The organism is Flagellimonas pacifica, assembly GCF_900215465.1.
In the GTDB taxonomy this organism is placed as follows: domain Bacteria; phylum Bacteroidota; class Bacteroidia; order Flavobacteriales; family Flavobacteriaceae; genus Flagellimonas; species Flagellimonas pacifica.
In genome coordinates, this window is record NZ_OBEH01000006.1 from 90176 (window position 1) to 106351 (window position 16176).

At 37.5% G+C, this 16176-nt stretch carries 15 protein-coding genes; 7 read left to right on the forward strand and 8 right to left on the reverse strand.

Annotation, left to right across the window (positions count from 1 at the left end):
- Nucleotides 1-34: 34 nt before the first annotated feature.
- From CRO15_RS16625 to gcvP, 3 genes are all read right to left on the reverse strand, one after another.
- Entirely contained in the window at nucleotides 35-556 is a 522-nt protein-coding gene (locus CRO15_RS16625) for a class I SAM-dependent methyltransferase (protein WP_097046984.1), read from the reverse strand.
- Nucleotides 557-1615, reverse strand: coding sequence for a 3-oxoacyl-ACP synthase III family protein (locus CRO15_RS16630; RefSeq protein ID WP_097046985.1), 1059 nt, complete (start codon nucleotides 1613-1615; stop codon nucleotides 557-559).
- 162 nt (nucleotides 1616-1777) lie between these two features.
- Nucleotides 1778-4630 (reverse strand): aminomethyl-transferring glycine dehydrogenase, encoded by a 2853-nt coding sequence (gene gcvP, locus CRO15_RS16635; protein WP_097046986.1) that lies wholly within the window; start codon nucleotides 4628-4630, stop codon nucleotides 1778-1780.
- Nucleotides 4631-4755: 125 nt separating this feature from the next.
- Here gcvP and CRO15_RS16640 point away from each other — a divergent pair, with 125 nt between their 5' ends.
- Nucleotides 4756-5580 (forward strand): UbiA prenyltransferase family protein, encoded by an 825-nt coding sequence (locus CRO15_RS16640; protein ID WP_097046987.1) that lies wholly within the window; start codon nucleotides 4756-4758, stop codon nucleotides 5578-5580.
- Here the strand turns inward: CRO15_RS16640 and CRO15_RS16645 are convergent.
- A complete protein-coding gene (locus CRO15_RS16645; protein ID WP_097046988.1) occupies nucleotides 5577-5807 on the reverse strand; it encodes a hypothetical protein in 231 nt (76 codons plus the stop codon). The genes CRO15_RS16640 and CRO15_RS16645 overlap by 4 nt on opposite strands.
- Nucleotides 5808-5809: 2 nt before the next feature.
- Nucleotides 5810-6364, reverse strand: a complete 555-nt coding sequence (locus CRO15_RS16650) for a sigma-70 family RNA polymerase sigma factor (RefSeq protein ID WP_097046989.1) — start codon at nucleotides 6362-6364, stop codon at nucleotides 5810-5812.
- Between the two features lie 312 nt (nucleotides 6365-6676).
- Between CRO15_RS16650 and CRO15_RS16660 the strand changes: the two genes are divergently transcribed.
- Nucleotides 6677-8473, forward strand: a complete 1797-nt coding sequence (locus tag CRO15_RS16660; protein ID WP_097046991.1) for a sensor histidine kinase — start codon at nucleotides 6677-6679, stop codon at nucleotides 8471-8473.
- Between the two features lie 21 nt (nucleotides 8474-8494).
- Here CRO15_RS16660 and CRO15_RS16665 read toward each other — a convergent pair whose 3' ends face one another.
- From CRO15_RS16665 to CRO15_RS16675, 3 genes are all read right to left on the reverse strand, one after another.
- On the reverse strand, nucleotides 8495-10519 hold the full coding sequence (locus CRO15_RS16665; RefSeq protein WP_097046992.1) for a M3 family metallopeptidase: 2025 nt from the start codon (nucleotides 10517-10519) through the stop codon (nucleotides 8495-8497).
- A 70-nt stretch (nucleotides 10520-10589) separates the two neighbouring features.
- Nucleotides 10590-11081 carry a 5-(carboxyamino)imidazole ribonucleotide mutase gene (purE, locus tag CRO15_RS16670; RefSeq protein ID WP_097046993.1) on the reverse strand — a complete coding sequence of 164 codons (492 nt, stop codon included), beginning with the start codon at nucleotides 11079-11081 and terminating at the stop codon, nucleotides 10590-10592.
- A gap of 52 nt (nucleotides 11082-11133) precedes the next feature.
- On the reverse strand, nucleotides 11134-12294 hold the full coding sequence (locus CRO15_RS16675) for a 5-(carboxyamino)imidazole ribonucleotide synthase (protein WP_097046994.1): 1161 nt from the start codon (nucleotides 12292-12294) through the stop codon (nucleotides 11134-11136).
- Between the two features lie 117 nt (nucleotides 12295-12411).
- Between CRO15_RS16675 and CRO15_RS16680 the strand changes: the two genes are divergently transcribed.
- From CRO15_RS16680 to CRO15_RS16700, 5 genes are all read left to right on the forward strand, one after another.
- The gene (locus tag CRO15_RS16680) at nucleotides 12412-13521 is read left to right on the forward strand and encodes an adenylate kinase (RefSeq protein ID WP_097046995.1); all 1110 of its coding nucleotides are present in this window, start codon (nucleotides 12412-12414) and stop codon (nucleotides 13519-13521) included.
- Between the two features lie 22 nt (nucleotides 13522-13543).
- A complete protein-coding gene (locus tag CRO15_RS16685) occupies nucleotides 13544-14071 on the forward strand; it encodes a GNAT family N-acetyltransferase (protein ID WP_097046996.1) in 528 nt (175 codons plus the stop codon).
- Nucleotides 14072-14083: 12 nt separating this feature from the next.
- A complete protein-coding gene (gene obgE / locus CRO15_RS16690) occupies nucleotides 14084-15085 on the forward strand; it encodes a GTPase ObgE (RefSeq protein WP_097046997.1) in 1002 nt (333 codons plus the stop codon).
- 62 nt (nucleotides 15086-15147) lie between these two features.
- Entirely contained in the window at nucleotides 15148-15672 is a 525-nt protein-coding gene (locus CRO15_RS16695; protein WP_097046998.1) for a DUF4136 domain-containing protein, read from the forward strand.
- A 183-nt stretch (nucleotides 15673-15855) separates the two neighbouring features.
- Complete coding sequence (locus CRO15_RS16700) at nucleotides 15856-16065, forward strand: hypothetical protein (RefSeq protein ID WP_097046999.1); 210 nt, start codon at nucleotides 15856-15858, stop codon at nucleotides 16063-16065.
- Nucleotides 16066-16176 lie beyond the last annotated feature (111 nt).

Below are 16176 nucleotides of genomic sequence, written 5' to 3' on the forward strand. Positions count from 1 at the left end.
TAAAATTCCAAAAAACAAACCATAAATCCCAAAGTTATTTGCGTTCCGCGTAAACGATATAATACCTATTGGTGAACAAGCGGAGCAAAGGTCTTATACCAATTTTTTTGGTAGGATTTGTCCATTTGGCAGAATCTTTAATGGTCCAACCAGCTTTTTCCAAGAGCCAATCAAACTGCCAGTCCTCAAATTCGTGGTAATGACGGTCCCAAAGATCAGTTTTACTTTTGTATGCCGATGAAAACCATAAACGCATTGGGATACTGGCCACCAATTTGTTTGCTTTTATTTCTTTCAACACATTAAAAGGGGCCACCAAATGTTCAAAAATTTCAAAAGCAGTTACTACTGTGTCGTTTGATTCTAAAATGGTTTCAAAATCTACATCTAAATCTTCACCTCCAGTATTTTTAACTTGATAACCATTAGATTTCATAATTTCTGAAAAAGGATTCTCCACTCCCAAATCTAAAATGGATTCAGAAGTATTGATATGCTTTTGTAAAAATTCTAAGGTATGCTTGTATCTTTTATTGGGAAAGTTGTTCTCGTACATTTAATATCGGTATACAATGGCGTTGATGTTCATTCCTGCGCCAACACTTGCAAAGATAACAACATCTCCCTTTTTAATTTCGTGATCTTCCAATTCCCTTTTTCTGACCAAATCGAATAGTGTTGGAATGGTTGCGACGGAACTATTTCCTAGTTTATGAATACTCATGGGCATAATACCTTCTGGAACATCTTTACCGTATATCCTATAGAACCGTTTGATGATGGCTTCATCCATTTTTTCATTGGCTTGATGGATGAGTATTTTTTTTACGTCGCTTATGTCAACTCCGCTCTCATTTAAACAGGATGCCATTGCTTGGGGTACATTGGTACATGCAAACTCATATATTTTACGCCCATTCATTTTTATGTACCTTGTATTTGGACATCCGTCTGTTTTGTAGGTTTTATCAAAAAACAAATGATAAGCTTCTCCGTTTGCATGTGTAACGGAGGTATGACTCAAAATCTCCCCTGAATTTGTATTTCCTTCAACGATTGCTGCACCTGCACCATCAGAATAGATCATACTATCCCGATCATGTTGGTCAATGACTCTTGAAAGGGTTTCTCCCCCAATTACCAAGCATTTTTTTGCTAATCCACTTTTAATAAAAGCATTGGCTTGGATAACTCCTTCTATCCATCCGGGGCATCCAAAAAGCATATCATAGGCTACACACTTTGGGTTTTTTATCTTCAACAAATGTTTAACCCTTGTTGCTAAGCTAGGTAGTGTGTCTCCTTGGATTTTACCATGCGCAACATCACCAAAATTATGTGCAAAGATGATGTAATCCAGTTCTTCCTTGTCAATTTTAGCATCTTTTATGGCCTTTTCAGAGGCCAGATATCCAAGATCGGAGGTTTTTAGATTTGGTTCCGCGTATCTTCTTTCGGCAATCCCGGTAATGGATTTGAATTTTTCAATGATGACGGCATTGTCATAAGCAAAAGATGATCCATCCGTCTCTAGAAACTCATGTTCCAAAAAATCTTCGTTTTTAGTGATAATCGATGGAATGTAACTTCCGGTTCCAGTAATGCCAATTTTCATGTTGAGGTTTTGTCTAAGTAAGATAATTAACTATGGGTAAGATATTTTATACGAGTGATATAGTATATGATATTCAAGGTGTTTTCTTTGGGGTTTGATTACAAAAAAAGCCTTGGCTTGTGTTTTTGGCCAAGGCTTTTTGTCAGTAATCATGATGTTTTGCTATACTTCTGCATAAGCTTCAATAGGGGTGCATGTGCAAATTAAATTACGATCCCCAAAAGCTTCATCTGTTCTTCTAATGGTTGGCCAAAACTTGTTTTCAGAAACATAGGGTAACGGAAAAGCTGCCTTTTGCCTACTGTAAGGATACTCCCAAATATCATTTGTAATCATTTCCAAGGTATGGGGTGCATTTTTTAGCACGTTATTGGGATTTTCTGCATTGGCTTCATCAATTTCTTCACGAATAGCTGACAATGCGTCGCAAAACTTATCCAGCTCTGCAAGGCTTTCACTTTCCGTTGGCTCAATCATAATGGTCCCTGCTACCGGGAAAGACACCGTGGGTGCATGAAATCCGTAGTCCATTAAACGTTTGGCAATGTCTGTTACCTCAACCCCATTTACTTTGAAAGGTCTACAATCAATGATCATTTCATGGGCAGCCCTTCCTTTTTCGCCAGAATACAGAACCTCAAATTTGCCTTTAAGCTTATCCTTGATGTAGTTTGCGTTCAAAATAGCTATTTTGGTAGAGTTGGTAAGGCCTTCAGTCCCTAACATTTTAATATACCCATAGGAAATTAGACAGACCAAAGCACTTCCCCATGGAGCTGCTGATATGGCTGTAATGGCTTTTTCCCCTCCCGTTTCAATAACTGGATTTGACGGAAGAAATGGTTTTAATTGCTCTGCAACACAAATAGGGCCCACTCCGGGCCCACCACCACCATGAGGAATGGCAAATGTTTTATGCAAATTAAGGTGGCAAACATCGGCACCTATGGTTGCCGGGTTGGTCAATCCAACTTGGGCATTCATATTGGCACCATCCATGTAAACTTGTCCACCATGATCATGAACTAGCTGGGTTACTTTAACAATGGAGGATTCGAATACCCCATGTGTAGATGGATAGGTAACCATGAGCGCAGCCAAATTTTCAGCATGCAACTTCACTTTTTCCTCTAAATCCGCTACGTCAATGTTTCCTTTTTCATCGGTTTTTGTAACTACAACTTTCATCCCCGCCATAACCGCAGAAGCTGGATTGGTACCATGTGCAGATGCAGGGATAATACAGATGTTTCGGTGGCCTTCCCCTCTTGATTCGTGATAAGCGCGAATTGTCATTAGACCGGCATATTCACCTTGGGCACCAGAATTGGGTTGTAAGGAAGTAGCCGCAAACCCAGTGATGACATTAAGCTGTGATTCCAGTTCTTTTAGCATTATCTGATAACCTTCTGCTTGATCAAGCGGCACAAAAGGGTGGATATTTCCCCAATTGGCCCAGCTCAACGGAAGCATTTCCGAAGCTGCATTCAGTTTCATAGTACAACTTCCCAATGAAATCATTGAATGGTTCAAGGCCAAATCCTTTCGTTCCAGTTTTTTGATGTAACGCATCAACTCGGTTTCGGAGTGGTAAGAATTGAATACGTCATGTTCTAAAAATGGAGTTTGACGTTGAAGATTCATAGGAATTACTTCCTCTACATTTTGGGATAGGGAAATGTCTTTTTGGATATTTTGAGATTCAGCAAAACAGGAAAGCAAAAGTTTAAGGTCATTATTCGTAAATGCTTCGTTTAATGCTATAGAGACTGTTTCCGAATCTATATAATTCAGGTTTATGGCTTTACTTTCCGCAACCTCTTTTAATTTTTCAACGTTCTTAGCACGAACTTTTATGGTGTCAAAAAACGAGGTGTTCAATTGCTCAAAACCAAAAGCCTTAAGGCTTTGTGCTAAAAGGTTGGTATGGTCATGAACTTTTTTAGCAATATACTTTAATCCATCTGGTCCATGGTAAACGGCATACATTCCTGCCATAACCGCCAATAAAACTTGTGCGGTACAAATATTGGATGTTGCCTTGTCCCTTTTTATATGTTGTTCCCTGGTTTGCAATGCCATTCGCAGTGCAGGGTTTCCATCGGTATCTTTGGTCACGCCTATAATTCTGCCGGGAATACTTCTTTTATACTCTTCTTTTGTGGCAAAAAATGCAGCATGGGGGCCGCCATAACCTAATGGAATACCAAAACGTTGTGTGGTTCCCACAACCACATCAACACCCCATTCTCCTGGAGCGGTAAGCAATACCAAGCTCAAAATATCAGCAGCAACTGCTACTTTAATATCATTTGCTTTTGCTTTTTGCACAAAATCTGCATAATCATGTACCTGTCCATGTTTTCCAGGGTATTGCAATAGTGCTCCATAAAAATCATTGGAAAAGTCAAATTCCTCGTGGTTTCCAACTACCAATTCTACGCCAATGGGAATAGAACGGGTTTGAAGCAAACTTAGAGTTTGGGGAAGAATTTCTTCAGAAACAAAAAACTTGAGGGTTTCAGCTTTCTTTTGCTGTCTGGAACGAACATCGAACAACATAGCCATGGCTTCTGCCGCAGCTGTACTCTCATCCAAAAGGGAAGCGTTGGCCAGTTCCATTCCTGTTAAATCCGAAACCATGGTTTGGAAGTTCAATAATGCTTCCAAACGACCTTGTGCTATTTCCGCTTGATATGGGGTATAGGCGGTATACCACCCTGGATTTTCCAGAATATTTCTTTTAATCACTGAAGGGGTTAAACTTTCATGGTACCCTAACCCAATATAGGTTTTGAAAACCTTGTTTTTTTCGGATAATTGTTGAACATGGGTAAGGAATTCATGTTCGCTAATACCTTTCGGCAATTGCAAAGGTTCTTTTAACCTAATATCATCAGGAATGGTTTCATAGATTAATTGCTCCATGTTTTCGACTCCAACGATTTCGTACATGCGTTGGAAATCTCTTTCGGTAATACCAATATGCCGTGAGGCAAACACATCTGTATTCATATTTTGTCCAATAAAGTGCACAAAATTAGGGATTAATTCGATGAAAATGGGCAATTTTGAATTGTTGGGAACCAAAGTTGTTAACTACAAATTAACCTTTTGGTTTAGGAAAGTGAATTCAGGGCATGCGAACACTAAGGTTTATATTTAATTTTTATCTGAATGCCAGTATTCATGTGGCCTTGGCAGTAATATCGTTGTTAGGTGTTACTTCTCTTGTGCTAGAGATTCCTTTAAATTTATCACTTTTTGGCTTTGTTTTTTTTGGCACCATTGTATGCTATAATTTTGTGAAATATGGGGTTGAAGCAAAAAAATACCTTGTGGTAATGAATGCTTACCATAAGAATATACAGGCTTTAAGTTTCTTCTGTTTTGGGTTGGCCGTTTATTTTTTAATTCACTTAGACAGAAAAATATGGGTGGCCGTGCTTGGGTTGGGTTTGATTTCATGTCTATATGCTATTCCATTATTGCCTAAAACCAAGAATTTAAGAAGTTTAGGAGGATTTAAGATATATATAGTTGCATTGGTGTGGGTTGGCTTTACAGTTTTACTGCCTGTTCTCGATAATGAACTCGATATCAGTTGGGATTTGAAAATACTATTCTTACAGCGGTTTATTTTGGTCGTTGCGTTGATTTTACCCTTTGAGATTAGGGATTTGCAATGGGACGACCCTGAAATAAAAACTCTTCCACAAATTTTTGGAATCTATAAGACTAGGATGTTAGGAGTTATATTGATGGTTGTATTTTTTCTTCTCACTTTTCTCAAAGATAATTTGATTGGGGTGGAAATCTCGATGCGACTTTTGGTCAGTGTTTTGTTGATTATTGTATTCCTGCAAAGAGATAGGGTGCCGCGGAAATATTTTGCTTCTTTTTGGGTAGAAGGAATTCCAATACTATGGTTTGGAATTTATTGGTCGTTAAAAAACTTGTATTAAAGGTGTTTTTCCAAATCTTTTTTCATCGCCTCTTTGTCACTTTCAGAAAGTGTATTCAAACCAGCACGCTCACAAAGTGATGTTAACGCAGTGTTTTGTTTTGTGAATTTTGCACATGTCTTGCACATAAGAATATGCAACTTAAGCTTCATAATTTCCCAAAAGCCAGCTTCTTTGTATTGCGATTTGTTGCATATTGTCGAGGCCTCCTCGCATGAAATCTTCATAGTTAAAACCAATTTTGATTTAAACACCCCATTAAGGCAGTTCTAGCCCTATGGATCATAACCCACAGGTTGGACGGATTAATTCCCAATTCATTACAAATATCCTCAGTGCTCATTCCTTGTATGGTTTTCATGTTGAAAACCAAGGATTGTTTTTTTGGTAATTTTGAGATGCATTCCTGTATGGCCAACCCCAATTCCTCATTTTCGATGGTGTTGTCGCCATCCTTACTAAATGGGTCTGCCACTTGTTCTTCCAGCCAATCTCCCTCAGAATCCGTATTGGCGCTATAGTTGATTCTAACTTCAGCTTTACCTTTTTTAGAGTTGATTTTGCGATAGTGGTCTATGACCTTTCGTTTTAAGATGGCAATAAGCCATGTGCGTTCCGCGGCATCCCCTTTATAGTTTTTTGCCGAATTAAGGCCTGCAAAAAAGGTTTCCTGTACTAAGTCCTTAGCAATTTCTGCATCACTTACGCGGGCCACTGCATAATTGAACAGGTAATCTGCATATTGGTCTACCCAAGTTTCAGGATGAAGTTCGTGTGCCGCCATATTTTTTCCAAGAAGTATCAAATGTAATGGATTTTGGTTAATGATTTCATGCTTTGTCCATTACAAACGACTTTAAAAAGTATCACGAAAAGTTCATGAAAACATAATTTAGCTTAATCTTAAGATTTAGGAAACTATTGTAACCAAGCTCTAAAATTGATATCGTTATTTGTGAACAAGGCAAATCCAATGTCCCATGTTCTGAACTAGTTTTGAAAATGTCATCAATATATGATACTTTTAAACTGAAATAGGCTTGAGCCAAAACTACCATTTATCAAATTTACCCTAAACTTTCTTGTCATTCTTTGCTTGTGCATAGAGGTTAGTTCCCAGCATACAGAACAGGCAAAAGAACAATCTCTAAACTTTTCAGTTTATAGCACAAATGATGATACTCTAGTCATTGAGGACGTATTGGGAAATTCGAAGGATTTTAGAAGCCCCGGCAGTTTTGAAGAAAAAACCGAGGTAGATGAAATATACTGGATTCGGTTACATCTGAAGGAATTGGGGTATTTTGAGGATAAAGACCTTTTTCTAAAGCATAACTCCTTTGATTATGGCGAAATATATTTTTTGAATAAAACGGTCACTAAAAAAAATATTGGCCTTTTTGATCAAACCTCCATCGGTGAGAGAATAGCTTATGATAACTATTATTCAGAAGTAAAAATTGATGTAGATAAATTGAGAGGAAGCGAATTCTTATATCTGAAAATCAAAAGAGTGACATTCAATGAATCCATAAAGAATTGGAATTTTAGCCTCTCATCAACATCACATAACAACTTTTCCCAAAAGGATATACGAAGCTTGGTGCCTTATTATATTTTTGCTGGAATCTGTTTTTTAGCTTGGTTCTGGAGTCTTTCATTTTTCCTTATGTTAAGGAAATTAGAGTTCTTGTACTACTCACTTTATACCATTATTCTTTTCATCTATGTTTGCGGATATAAACTAGGAGTTTATCAATTCGTTTTTAACAACAACTATTCGGTAGAGTATTGGTTTTCACAATGCACGCTTTTTATAGCTAATATTATCTATGCTTTTTATTTAATAAAATACTTGCGAACAAAAAGCTACTATCCAATTTTTCATCTAATATTAAAGTCCATTGTTGTATTCAATATTGCAGTAATTGTTGCAATCCTAGTTTTTTGTCTTAATAATGTTCATGTGCATGAATATTTATACTATACATATTTAATCTATTTCTTCTCTGCAATCCCTTTGTTATTATATTTAGTTTTTGCGGCCAAAAACCCCTTAGCTTATTTTGTGTTTTTTGCAACTCTTTCCCTTCTTGTTTTTTCATTGGCACGTATGTATTTTGCTTCACCTGAAGATGGATTATATCTTGATAGCTTCTATTATATTATCATTGGAACTTCAATTGAAATCATAATTTTTGTATTTGGTTTAAATTACAAAGTACAACGTCAACTTTTAGAAAGATTTAAATTAAAAGAAGAAGCATACATAAGCAAAACCAAAGCTTTAAGAGCGCAAATAAACCCTCATTTCATTTTTAATTCTTTAAGTTCCATACAAAGCTTTATTACCAATAATGATAGTGTTTCGGCATTAAAATATTTGTCCAAATTTGGAAGATTAACGCGTAATATCTTAGAGAGTTCTATTGAGGATAATGTGGTGTTGGCCGATGAAATTAAAATGCTCAAAGATTATTTAGAACTGGAGTCCCTTCGTTTTGATAATGTATTCTCTTATTCCATAAATATCCATGATGATTTGGATGAAAATTCTATAGAAGTTCCTTTTATGATTTTACAACCCTTTGTTGAGAATGCCATTATTCATGGGTTGCTTCCTAAAAAAGAGGGGGTTAAAATGCTAGAGGTTAATTTCAAGAAGAAAGATGATGTTGTTATTTGCGAGGTGGATGATACGGGTGTAGGGAGAAAATCAGGTGTGCAGTCCGGATATTCCCGAACAGAAGGTAAAAAATCGCGAGGTATAGAGGTTACTAAACAAAGGCTAGAAAGTTTGAAAATAACAACTGAGCCTATAAAAATGATAGATAAAATTGATGAAAACGGTAGTGCTAAGGGCACCAAAGTAATCATCAAAATACCAATTTAAGCATCATACACAATCCTAATGTTACTTGTTAAGAAGACCGGCACGCTCCAACAGAGCTTCAATTTTGGGTTCTGCTCCCCTAAACCTTTTGTAAAGTATCATGGGATTTTCTGTGCCACCTTTTGAAAGCACATGTTCTTTGAACTTGTCCGCGATTTCTTTATTGAAAATTCCATTTTCCTTGAAATAAGCAAAAGCATCGGCATCCAAAACCTCTGCCCATTTATAACTATAGTACCCTGATGAGTAACCGCCTTGGAAAATATGAGAGAAAGCTGTGCTCATACAAGTCTCAGAAGTCTCGGGGAAGAGAGCTGTGCCTTCAAAGGCTTTGGTTTCAAAGGCTTTTACACCTTTAATTTCTGAAGGGTCTTTTCCATGCCAAGCCATATCTAAAATACCAAAACTCAACTGGCGTAATGTTGCCATTCCTTCTTGAAAAGTAGCAGACTCTTTTATTTTTTGAACCAATTCCATTGGAATCAACTCTCCGGTTTCATAGTGCAATGCAAAAAGCTCCAAAGCTTCTTTTTCATAGCACCAATTTTCCAAAACCTGACTTGGTAATTCTACAAAATCCCAATACACAGAGGTGCCTGAAAGTCCAGGGTAGGTCGTATTGGCCAGCATTCCATGCAGCGCATGTCCAAACTCGTGAAAAAGTGTGGTTACTTCGTTAAATGTTAACAGAGAGGGTTTTGTTTCTGTAGGCTTTGTAAAGTTACATACATTGGATATGTGTGGACGACTGTTTTTTCCATCCAATTGATATTGAGGTTTGTAGGAAGTCATCCATGCACCACCACGTTTACCTGATCTGGGATGAAAATCAGCATAGAAAAGCGAAACTAAGTTCATGGAATTGTTATAAACCTCAAAGGTTTTTACTTCTTCGTGATACTTCTCAATATCAAAAACCTCTTTAAAAGTGAGGCCAAACAACTTTTCAGCAACTTTAAAAACCCCATCAATAACATTTTCCAATTTAAAATAGGGTTTGAGCTTTTCATCATCCAAACTAAAAAGTTTTTGCTTTAGTTTCTCTGAATAGTAGGCACTGTCCCACTTTTCCAGTTGCTCAATACCATGTAAATCCTTGGCAAAAGCTTCCAACTCCGCAAACTCTTTTTTTGCTGCTGGTTTGGCTTTTTCTAATAATTCGTTTAAAAAACTGAGAACTTTTTCTGGAGTTTCAGCCATACGCTCTTCCAAAACAAAATGCGCATGGGTTTTATAACCTAAAAGATTGGCGCGTTCATGTCGCAACCTTACAATATCAAGTACATTTTGTTGATTATCCAGCTTGTCGCCATGAAATCCTTTACTGCCAAACGCAAGAGATAACTGTTTGCGCAATTCCCTGTTTTCGGCATATTTCATAAAAGGGATGTAGCTTGGATAGTCTAATGTGATTAACCACCCCTTTTTGTCTTTGGATTTTGCCAATTGAGCTGCAGCTTCTTTTGCCCCATCTGGTAATCCGTCCAAATCTGCTTCGTTGGTCAACAGCAATTCGTATTTATTGGTTTCGGCCAATACATTTTCTCCAAATTGTAGTTTTAGTTTGGAGAGTTCGGCATCTATCTCACGAAGGCGCTTTTTTTCGTCCTCCATCAGATTGGCACCATTTCGGCTAAAACTTTTGTATTTTTTTTCCAACAAGGTTCCTTGTTCCGTAGTTAAATCTAACCCATCCTTTTGATCATAAACCGATTTTACACGTTGAAAAAGTTCTTCATTTAAAGTAATATCATTGCTGAATTCTGATAACAAAGGAGAAACTTCCTGAGCAATTTTTTGAATTTCCTCATTGGTTTCCGCTGAATTCAGATTGAAAAATATGCTGGAGATGCGATCAAGTTGTCTTCCTGAAAAATCCAAAGCTTCCAATGTATTTTCAAAGGTGGGAACAGATGGATTTTGTGCAATGGCATCAATCTCTTTTCTGGTATTTTCGATAGCCTCTACAAAAGCAGGCTTAAAATGTTCATTTTTGATTTGCTCAAAAGGAGCTTTGTCAAATTGGGATAAAAGAGGGTTGTTCATTGTATGTTTTAAGAGTAAATAGTTCTTGACTACGCTCGAACTGGCGATATGGGATTTGACTTTTTGTTTTTTACTTTGTATTTCTAACTTCTTCGGCTCCTTTGATAACCTTTTCTTTAAGCCCTTGTTTGTACACTTCAATTTTGTCCAGAACACATTTATCGGCACTTCCTATAATTTGAGCTGCCAAGATTCCAGCATTTTTAGCCCCGTCCAATGCTACCGTGGCAACAGGGACACCACCTGGCATCTGTAGAATAGAAAGTACAGAATCCCATCCATCAATGGAATTGCTACTTTTTACAGGAACTCCAATAACGGGTAAGGGAGATAGGGATGCAACCATTCCAGGAAGGTGGGCAGCTCCTCCAGCACCGGCAATAATAACAGAATAACCTTTTTTATGGGCATTTTTGCCAAAATCGAATAATTTTTCCGGAGTTCTGTGGGCAGATACAATATCCACATCGACCTCAATGTCAAATCCTTTTAAAACATCAATTGCATCTTGCATAACAGGAAGATCACTGGTACTTCCCATGATTACGGCTACTTTTTTCATAAAATTTCAAATATTAAATTCCAAAAAACAAAACATGGGATTTGGAATTTGATTATTGTAATTTACTGATTACTTTAATCGTTTCCTTTACTTTTTGCGCTACTTCTCTGGCTCTTTTCATATCCTTGTCAACAATGGTCACATGTCCCATTTTACGAAAGGGTCGAGTTTCTTTTTTGCCATAAATATGTGGTGTAACTCCATCCATTTCTAAAATGGAATCAATATTTTCATAAACCACGTCTCCTGTATGACCTTCAACACCTACCAAATTTACCATAACCCCGGCTACTTTGCTATCCGTCTTACCTAAAGGTAAACCAAGAATAGCCCTGATATGTTGCTCAAATTGATTGGTATAACTGCCTTCAATGCTATAATGACCACTGTTATGGGGTCTAGGAGCCACTTCATTCACTAAAATTTCATCATCTTGTGTTTGAAACAATTCTACGGCCAATAACCCTACATGGTTCAAATGGTCAGAAACCTTTAGTGCAACTGCTTTGGCTTTTTGTAAAATAGATTCATCAACACGTGCAGGGCAGATGACATATTCTACTTGATTAGCATCAGGGTGAAACTCCATCTCTACCACAGGATAAGTTTTTACTTCACCCTGGGTATTTCTAACCACAATAACGGCCAATTCATTTTTAAAATTGACCATTTCCTCAGCAATGCACTCCACATTGGGCAATCCCTCTAAATCTTCCATTTTCCGAACAACTTTTACGCCTTGGCCATCATACCCAAATTGGGCGCTTTTCCAAACAAACGGAAATTTTAACCCACCATTTGAAATGCTATCCTCAATTTCTGAAGTATAGGCAAATCGTGTGAAAGGGGAAGTGGGAATTTCATTATCAGTGTAGAATAATTTTTGGGTGGCCTTATTTTGAATGGTACGCAGTGTTTTTGTGGATGGATACACTTTTACGCCTTCATGCTCCAATTTTTCCAAGGCATCCACGTTTACATTTTCAATTTCGATGGTGAGAACGTCTACATCTTTTCCAAAATTATAAGCCGCATCAAAATCCAATAAACTGCCTTTAACAAATTGGTTACATGCAATTTTACTGGGAGCGTCATCAGAAGCATCCATGACTTTGGTGTAAATATCCCATTTTCTGGTCTCATAAAGCAACATTTTGCCCAATTGACCACCACCTAAAATACCGAGTTTAAAACTGGAAGAGAAATAATGCATTGACTACTGAATTGGAATGAAAGCAAAAATACGTGAATTCCTTGAAGGGATAAAAGTACAAAGGGTAAAGCGCTCCTAAAAATGTTATCTTTGCCACCTGATAAAATTGATGACAGGTTGATTAAGTTACATGACAAAGTCTTTAAACCTTATTTAAGCGAAGAGCAAATACTTGCTGCTGTTAAAAAAGTAGCTACTGAAATAGCTAAGGATTACAAAAATGAGGTGCCTATTTTTGTGGGTGTTCTCAATGGGGCCTTTATGTTTGTTTCAGATTTTCTTAAGGAATATCAATACCCTTGTCAAGTCTCTTTTGTCAGGTTGAGTTCTTACCATGGTTTAACTTCTACTGGTATTGTGGAGACCTTGTTGGATGTTCCAGAAAATATTGAGGGAAGAAGTGTGATTATTTTAGAAGATGTTATTGATACGGGAAGAACATTGAAGCAGTTAGTGCATTTATTTTCTCAAACCAATGTAAAGGAATTTAAAATAGCTTCTCTTTTTTATAAGTCGGAAATCTACAACGGAGAATACCCCATTGATTATGTTGGATTGGAAATTCCGGACAATTTTATTGTGGGATATGGATTGGATTACAATGAATTGGGGAGAAACTTAAAGGAAGTATATCAACTAAATCAAACAAATATGATCAACCTAGTGCTATTTGGAAAGCCAGGCGCAGGAAAAGGGACCCAAGCGAGTTTCCTAAAGGAAAAATATAATTTGAAACACATTTCTACCGGGGATGTGTTCAGATACAACATAAAAAATGGCACAGAGTTGGGCATATTGGCCCAATCTTATATGGATAAGGGTGATTTGGTTCCTGATGAGGTGACCATAAACATGCTTAAGGATGAGGTAGAGAAAAATCCACAAGCAGCTGGGTTCATCTTTGATGGATTTCCAAGAACTGAAGCTCAGGCAGAGGCATTGGATAATTTTTTGCAATCCAAGGATATGGAGATAAACGCCACAATTGCCTTGGAAGCTGAAGATGATGTCCTAGTGGCCCGTTTATTGGAACGAGGAAAAGAAAGCGGGCGTACAGATGATCAGGATGAAGATAAGATTCGCAATCGATTTGACGAGTACAATCAAAAAACAGCTCCATTAAAGGCGTATTACGAAAAACAGGGCAAGTTTCACTCCGTTAATGGGATTGGAGAAATTGAAGAGATTACAGAACGCTTAAGTTCGGTTGTTGAGGCTCTTGCGTAGAGGGATTTTATAGTGAACCAAAATGAGTTTTGATAGGCAACCCACTTTGGAGAATGATTTGATCAGCCTTAGACCCTTGTTGCCTCAAGATTTTGATTCATTATATGAAGTTGCTGCTGATTCACTGATTTGGGAACAACATCCAGATAAAGAAAGATGTACAATGTCTGGTTTTACCAGTTTTTTCAATGAATCTTTAAGTTCAAAAGGAGCATTGTTGATCTTTGACAAAGAATCTGGTAAGCTTATAGGAAGCTCACGATTTAATTTATTGGAAGATGCTCCTGATGCTGTTGAAATAGGATGGACTTTTTTATCTAGGTCATATTGGGGAGGGCCTTACAATAAATCAAGTAAACAATTAATGATCAGTTACGGATTACGGTTTGTTAAAGAAATATTGCTTTTTGTGGACAGGGACAATGTCCGGTCTCAAAGGGCGGTGGAGAAATTAAGTGTCCTTGATGGAATTGAATTGACTGTTGATCATAGTTTTCAAAAGTTTGGAGACAACATCGTCTATAAGATTCGAAAACTTAAACTAACATAGTAAAATCCAAAAATGACCGAAGGTAATTTTGTTGATTATGTAAAAGTTCATGTAGCTTCTGGAAACGGAGGTAAGGGTTCTGTGCATCTACACCGTGAGAAATATATTACCAAAGGAGGACCCGATGGAGGTGATGGAGGTAGAGGAGGTCATGTGATTGTTAGGGGGAATAGTAACCTTTGGACATTGGTCACTTTTAAATTTAGAAAACATTTTAAGGCAGGGCACGGAGAACACGGAAGTAAAAATAGAAGCACCGGAGCTGATGGAAAGGATGTATATATGGACGTGCCATTGGGGACAGTGGTTCGGGATACTGAAACCAACAAGGTCCTTTTTGAGATTACAGAAGAAGGGGAAGAAAAAATTGTAGCTGAAGGCGGAATGGGTGGCCGGGGTAATTGGCATTTTAAGAGTCCTACCAATCAAACTCCACGATATGCGCAACCTGGAATCCCGGGTGAGGAATCCCATATTACGTTGGAATTAAAAGTGTTGGCAGATGTAGGTTTGGTTGGCTTTCCCAATGCAGGAAAATCTACCCTTCTTTCTGTAATAACCTCGGCAAAACCTAAAATAGCAGATTACGAGTTCACTACCTTAAAACCAAATCTAGGAATAGTTCAGTATAGGGATTTTCAAAGTTTTGTTATGGCAGATATCCCTGGAATTATTGAAGGAGCTGCAGAAGGAAAAGGGTTGGGGCATTACTTTTTAAGACATATAGAACGCAATGCCACCTTACTTTTTCTAATTCCGGCAGATAGCAATGATATTTCTCGGGAATATGAAATTTTGTTGGATGAACTAAGGAGATACAACCCTGAACTTTTGCACAAACAACGGTTTGTGGCCATCTCTAAAAGCGATATGCTGGATGAGGAACTCATGGAAGAGATGCGGATAGAACTTGATAGGGATTTAAAAGGTGTTTCTTATATGTTTATTTCGTCAGTGGCGCAGCAAGGCATTCTAGAACTGAAAGATAAGCTATGGATGCTTTTGAACGAATAACCCTTCAAAACTCTTATTCAAAACAAAATATTGGTTAATTTTAAAGGTATTCCAAATTAGAAATGAGGTACCTTTTTTCCATATTGCTCCTTGGTTTCTTAACTTCCTGCATTGGGGTCCGGGTGAACTATGATTATGATAAGACGACCAATTTTACCAACTATACAAGTTATAACTACTTTTCAGATATAAGTTCTGGATTGAGTGAATTGGATGAAAGAAGATTGGTACGTGTACTTGACTCCACTTTGCAGGCAAAAGGTTATCTATTGGCAGAGGAACCGGATTTTTTCATTAACATACTCAGTAGTGAATTCAGAAGTGCTCCAAACAATTCTGTTGGCGTTGGAGTAGGAGGGGGCGGAAGAAATGTTGGTGGTGGAATATCAGTAGGATTGCCACTGGGGAATTCTGGTATTCAACGTCAAATACAGTTCGATTTTGTAGATGCCGAAAAAGATGCCCTCTTCTGGCAGGCCACAAGTGAAAGTGGATATCGGGAAAATGCATCACCCAGTGTTCGTGAAGAAAGATTAAGGGCTGTTGTACACAAGGTGTTCTCAAAGTTCCCCCCGGGAAAGAAATAATTTCCGTTTAACTACTTCAATTTACCGCTTACCATATTCTACTTTCTTTTGGTGGATGTCCCTAATATTTTTGGGAAGTAAATCAAAAAAACCTGATATCAATGATAACCTTGGCGAAGATAATGATCAGTTTACTTATCAATATTATAGCTTACTGCTAAGCAAAATTTTAACTATTAGAAAATGAAGAAACTTAATAAAGCACAAAAGGTCATTTTATGTATGGGTATATTGGGAATGGCTATTGGAGTTTTGGGGAAATGGAACCATTGGGATATAGATTACTTTCCATTCTTCTATACTGGATCTATGCTTGCATGGGTCGCTTTCTTAAAAACTGAAAAGGACTGCTGCTTTAGACCCGTAAAAAATAAGGTAAGGCAAAAACCCTAAAACTATTTCGTGGAACAAAAGGCTATATTTGATTTACGGATGATTTGATATCATGGAATTGACCAATAAAAAAAATAACCACACATTTTGGATACTCCAAATTTTGGGATG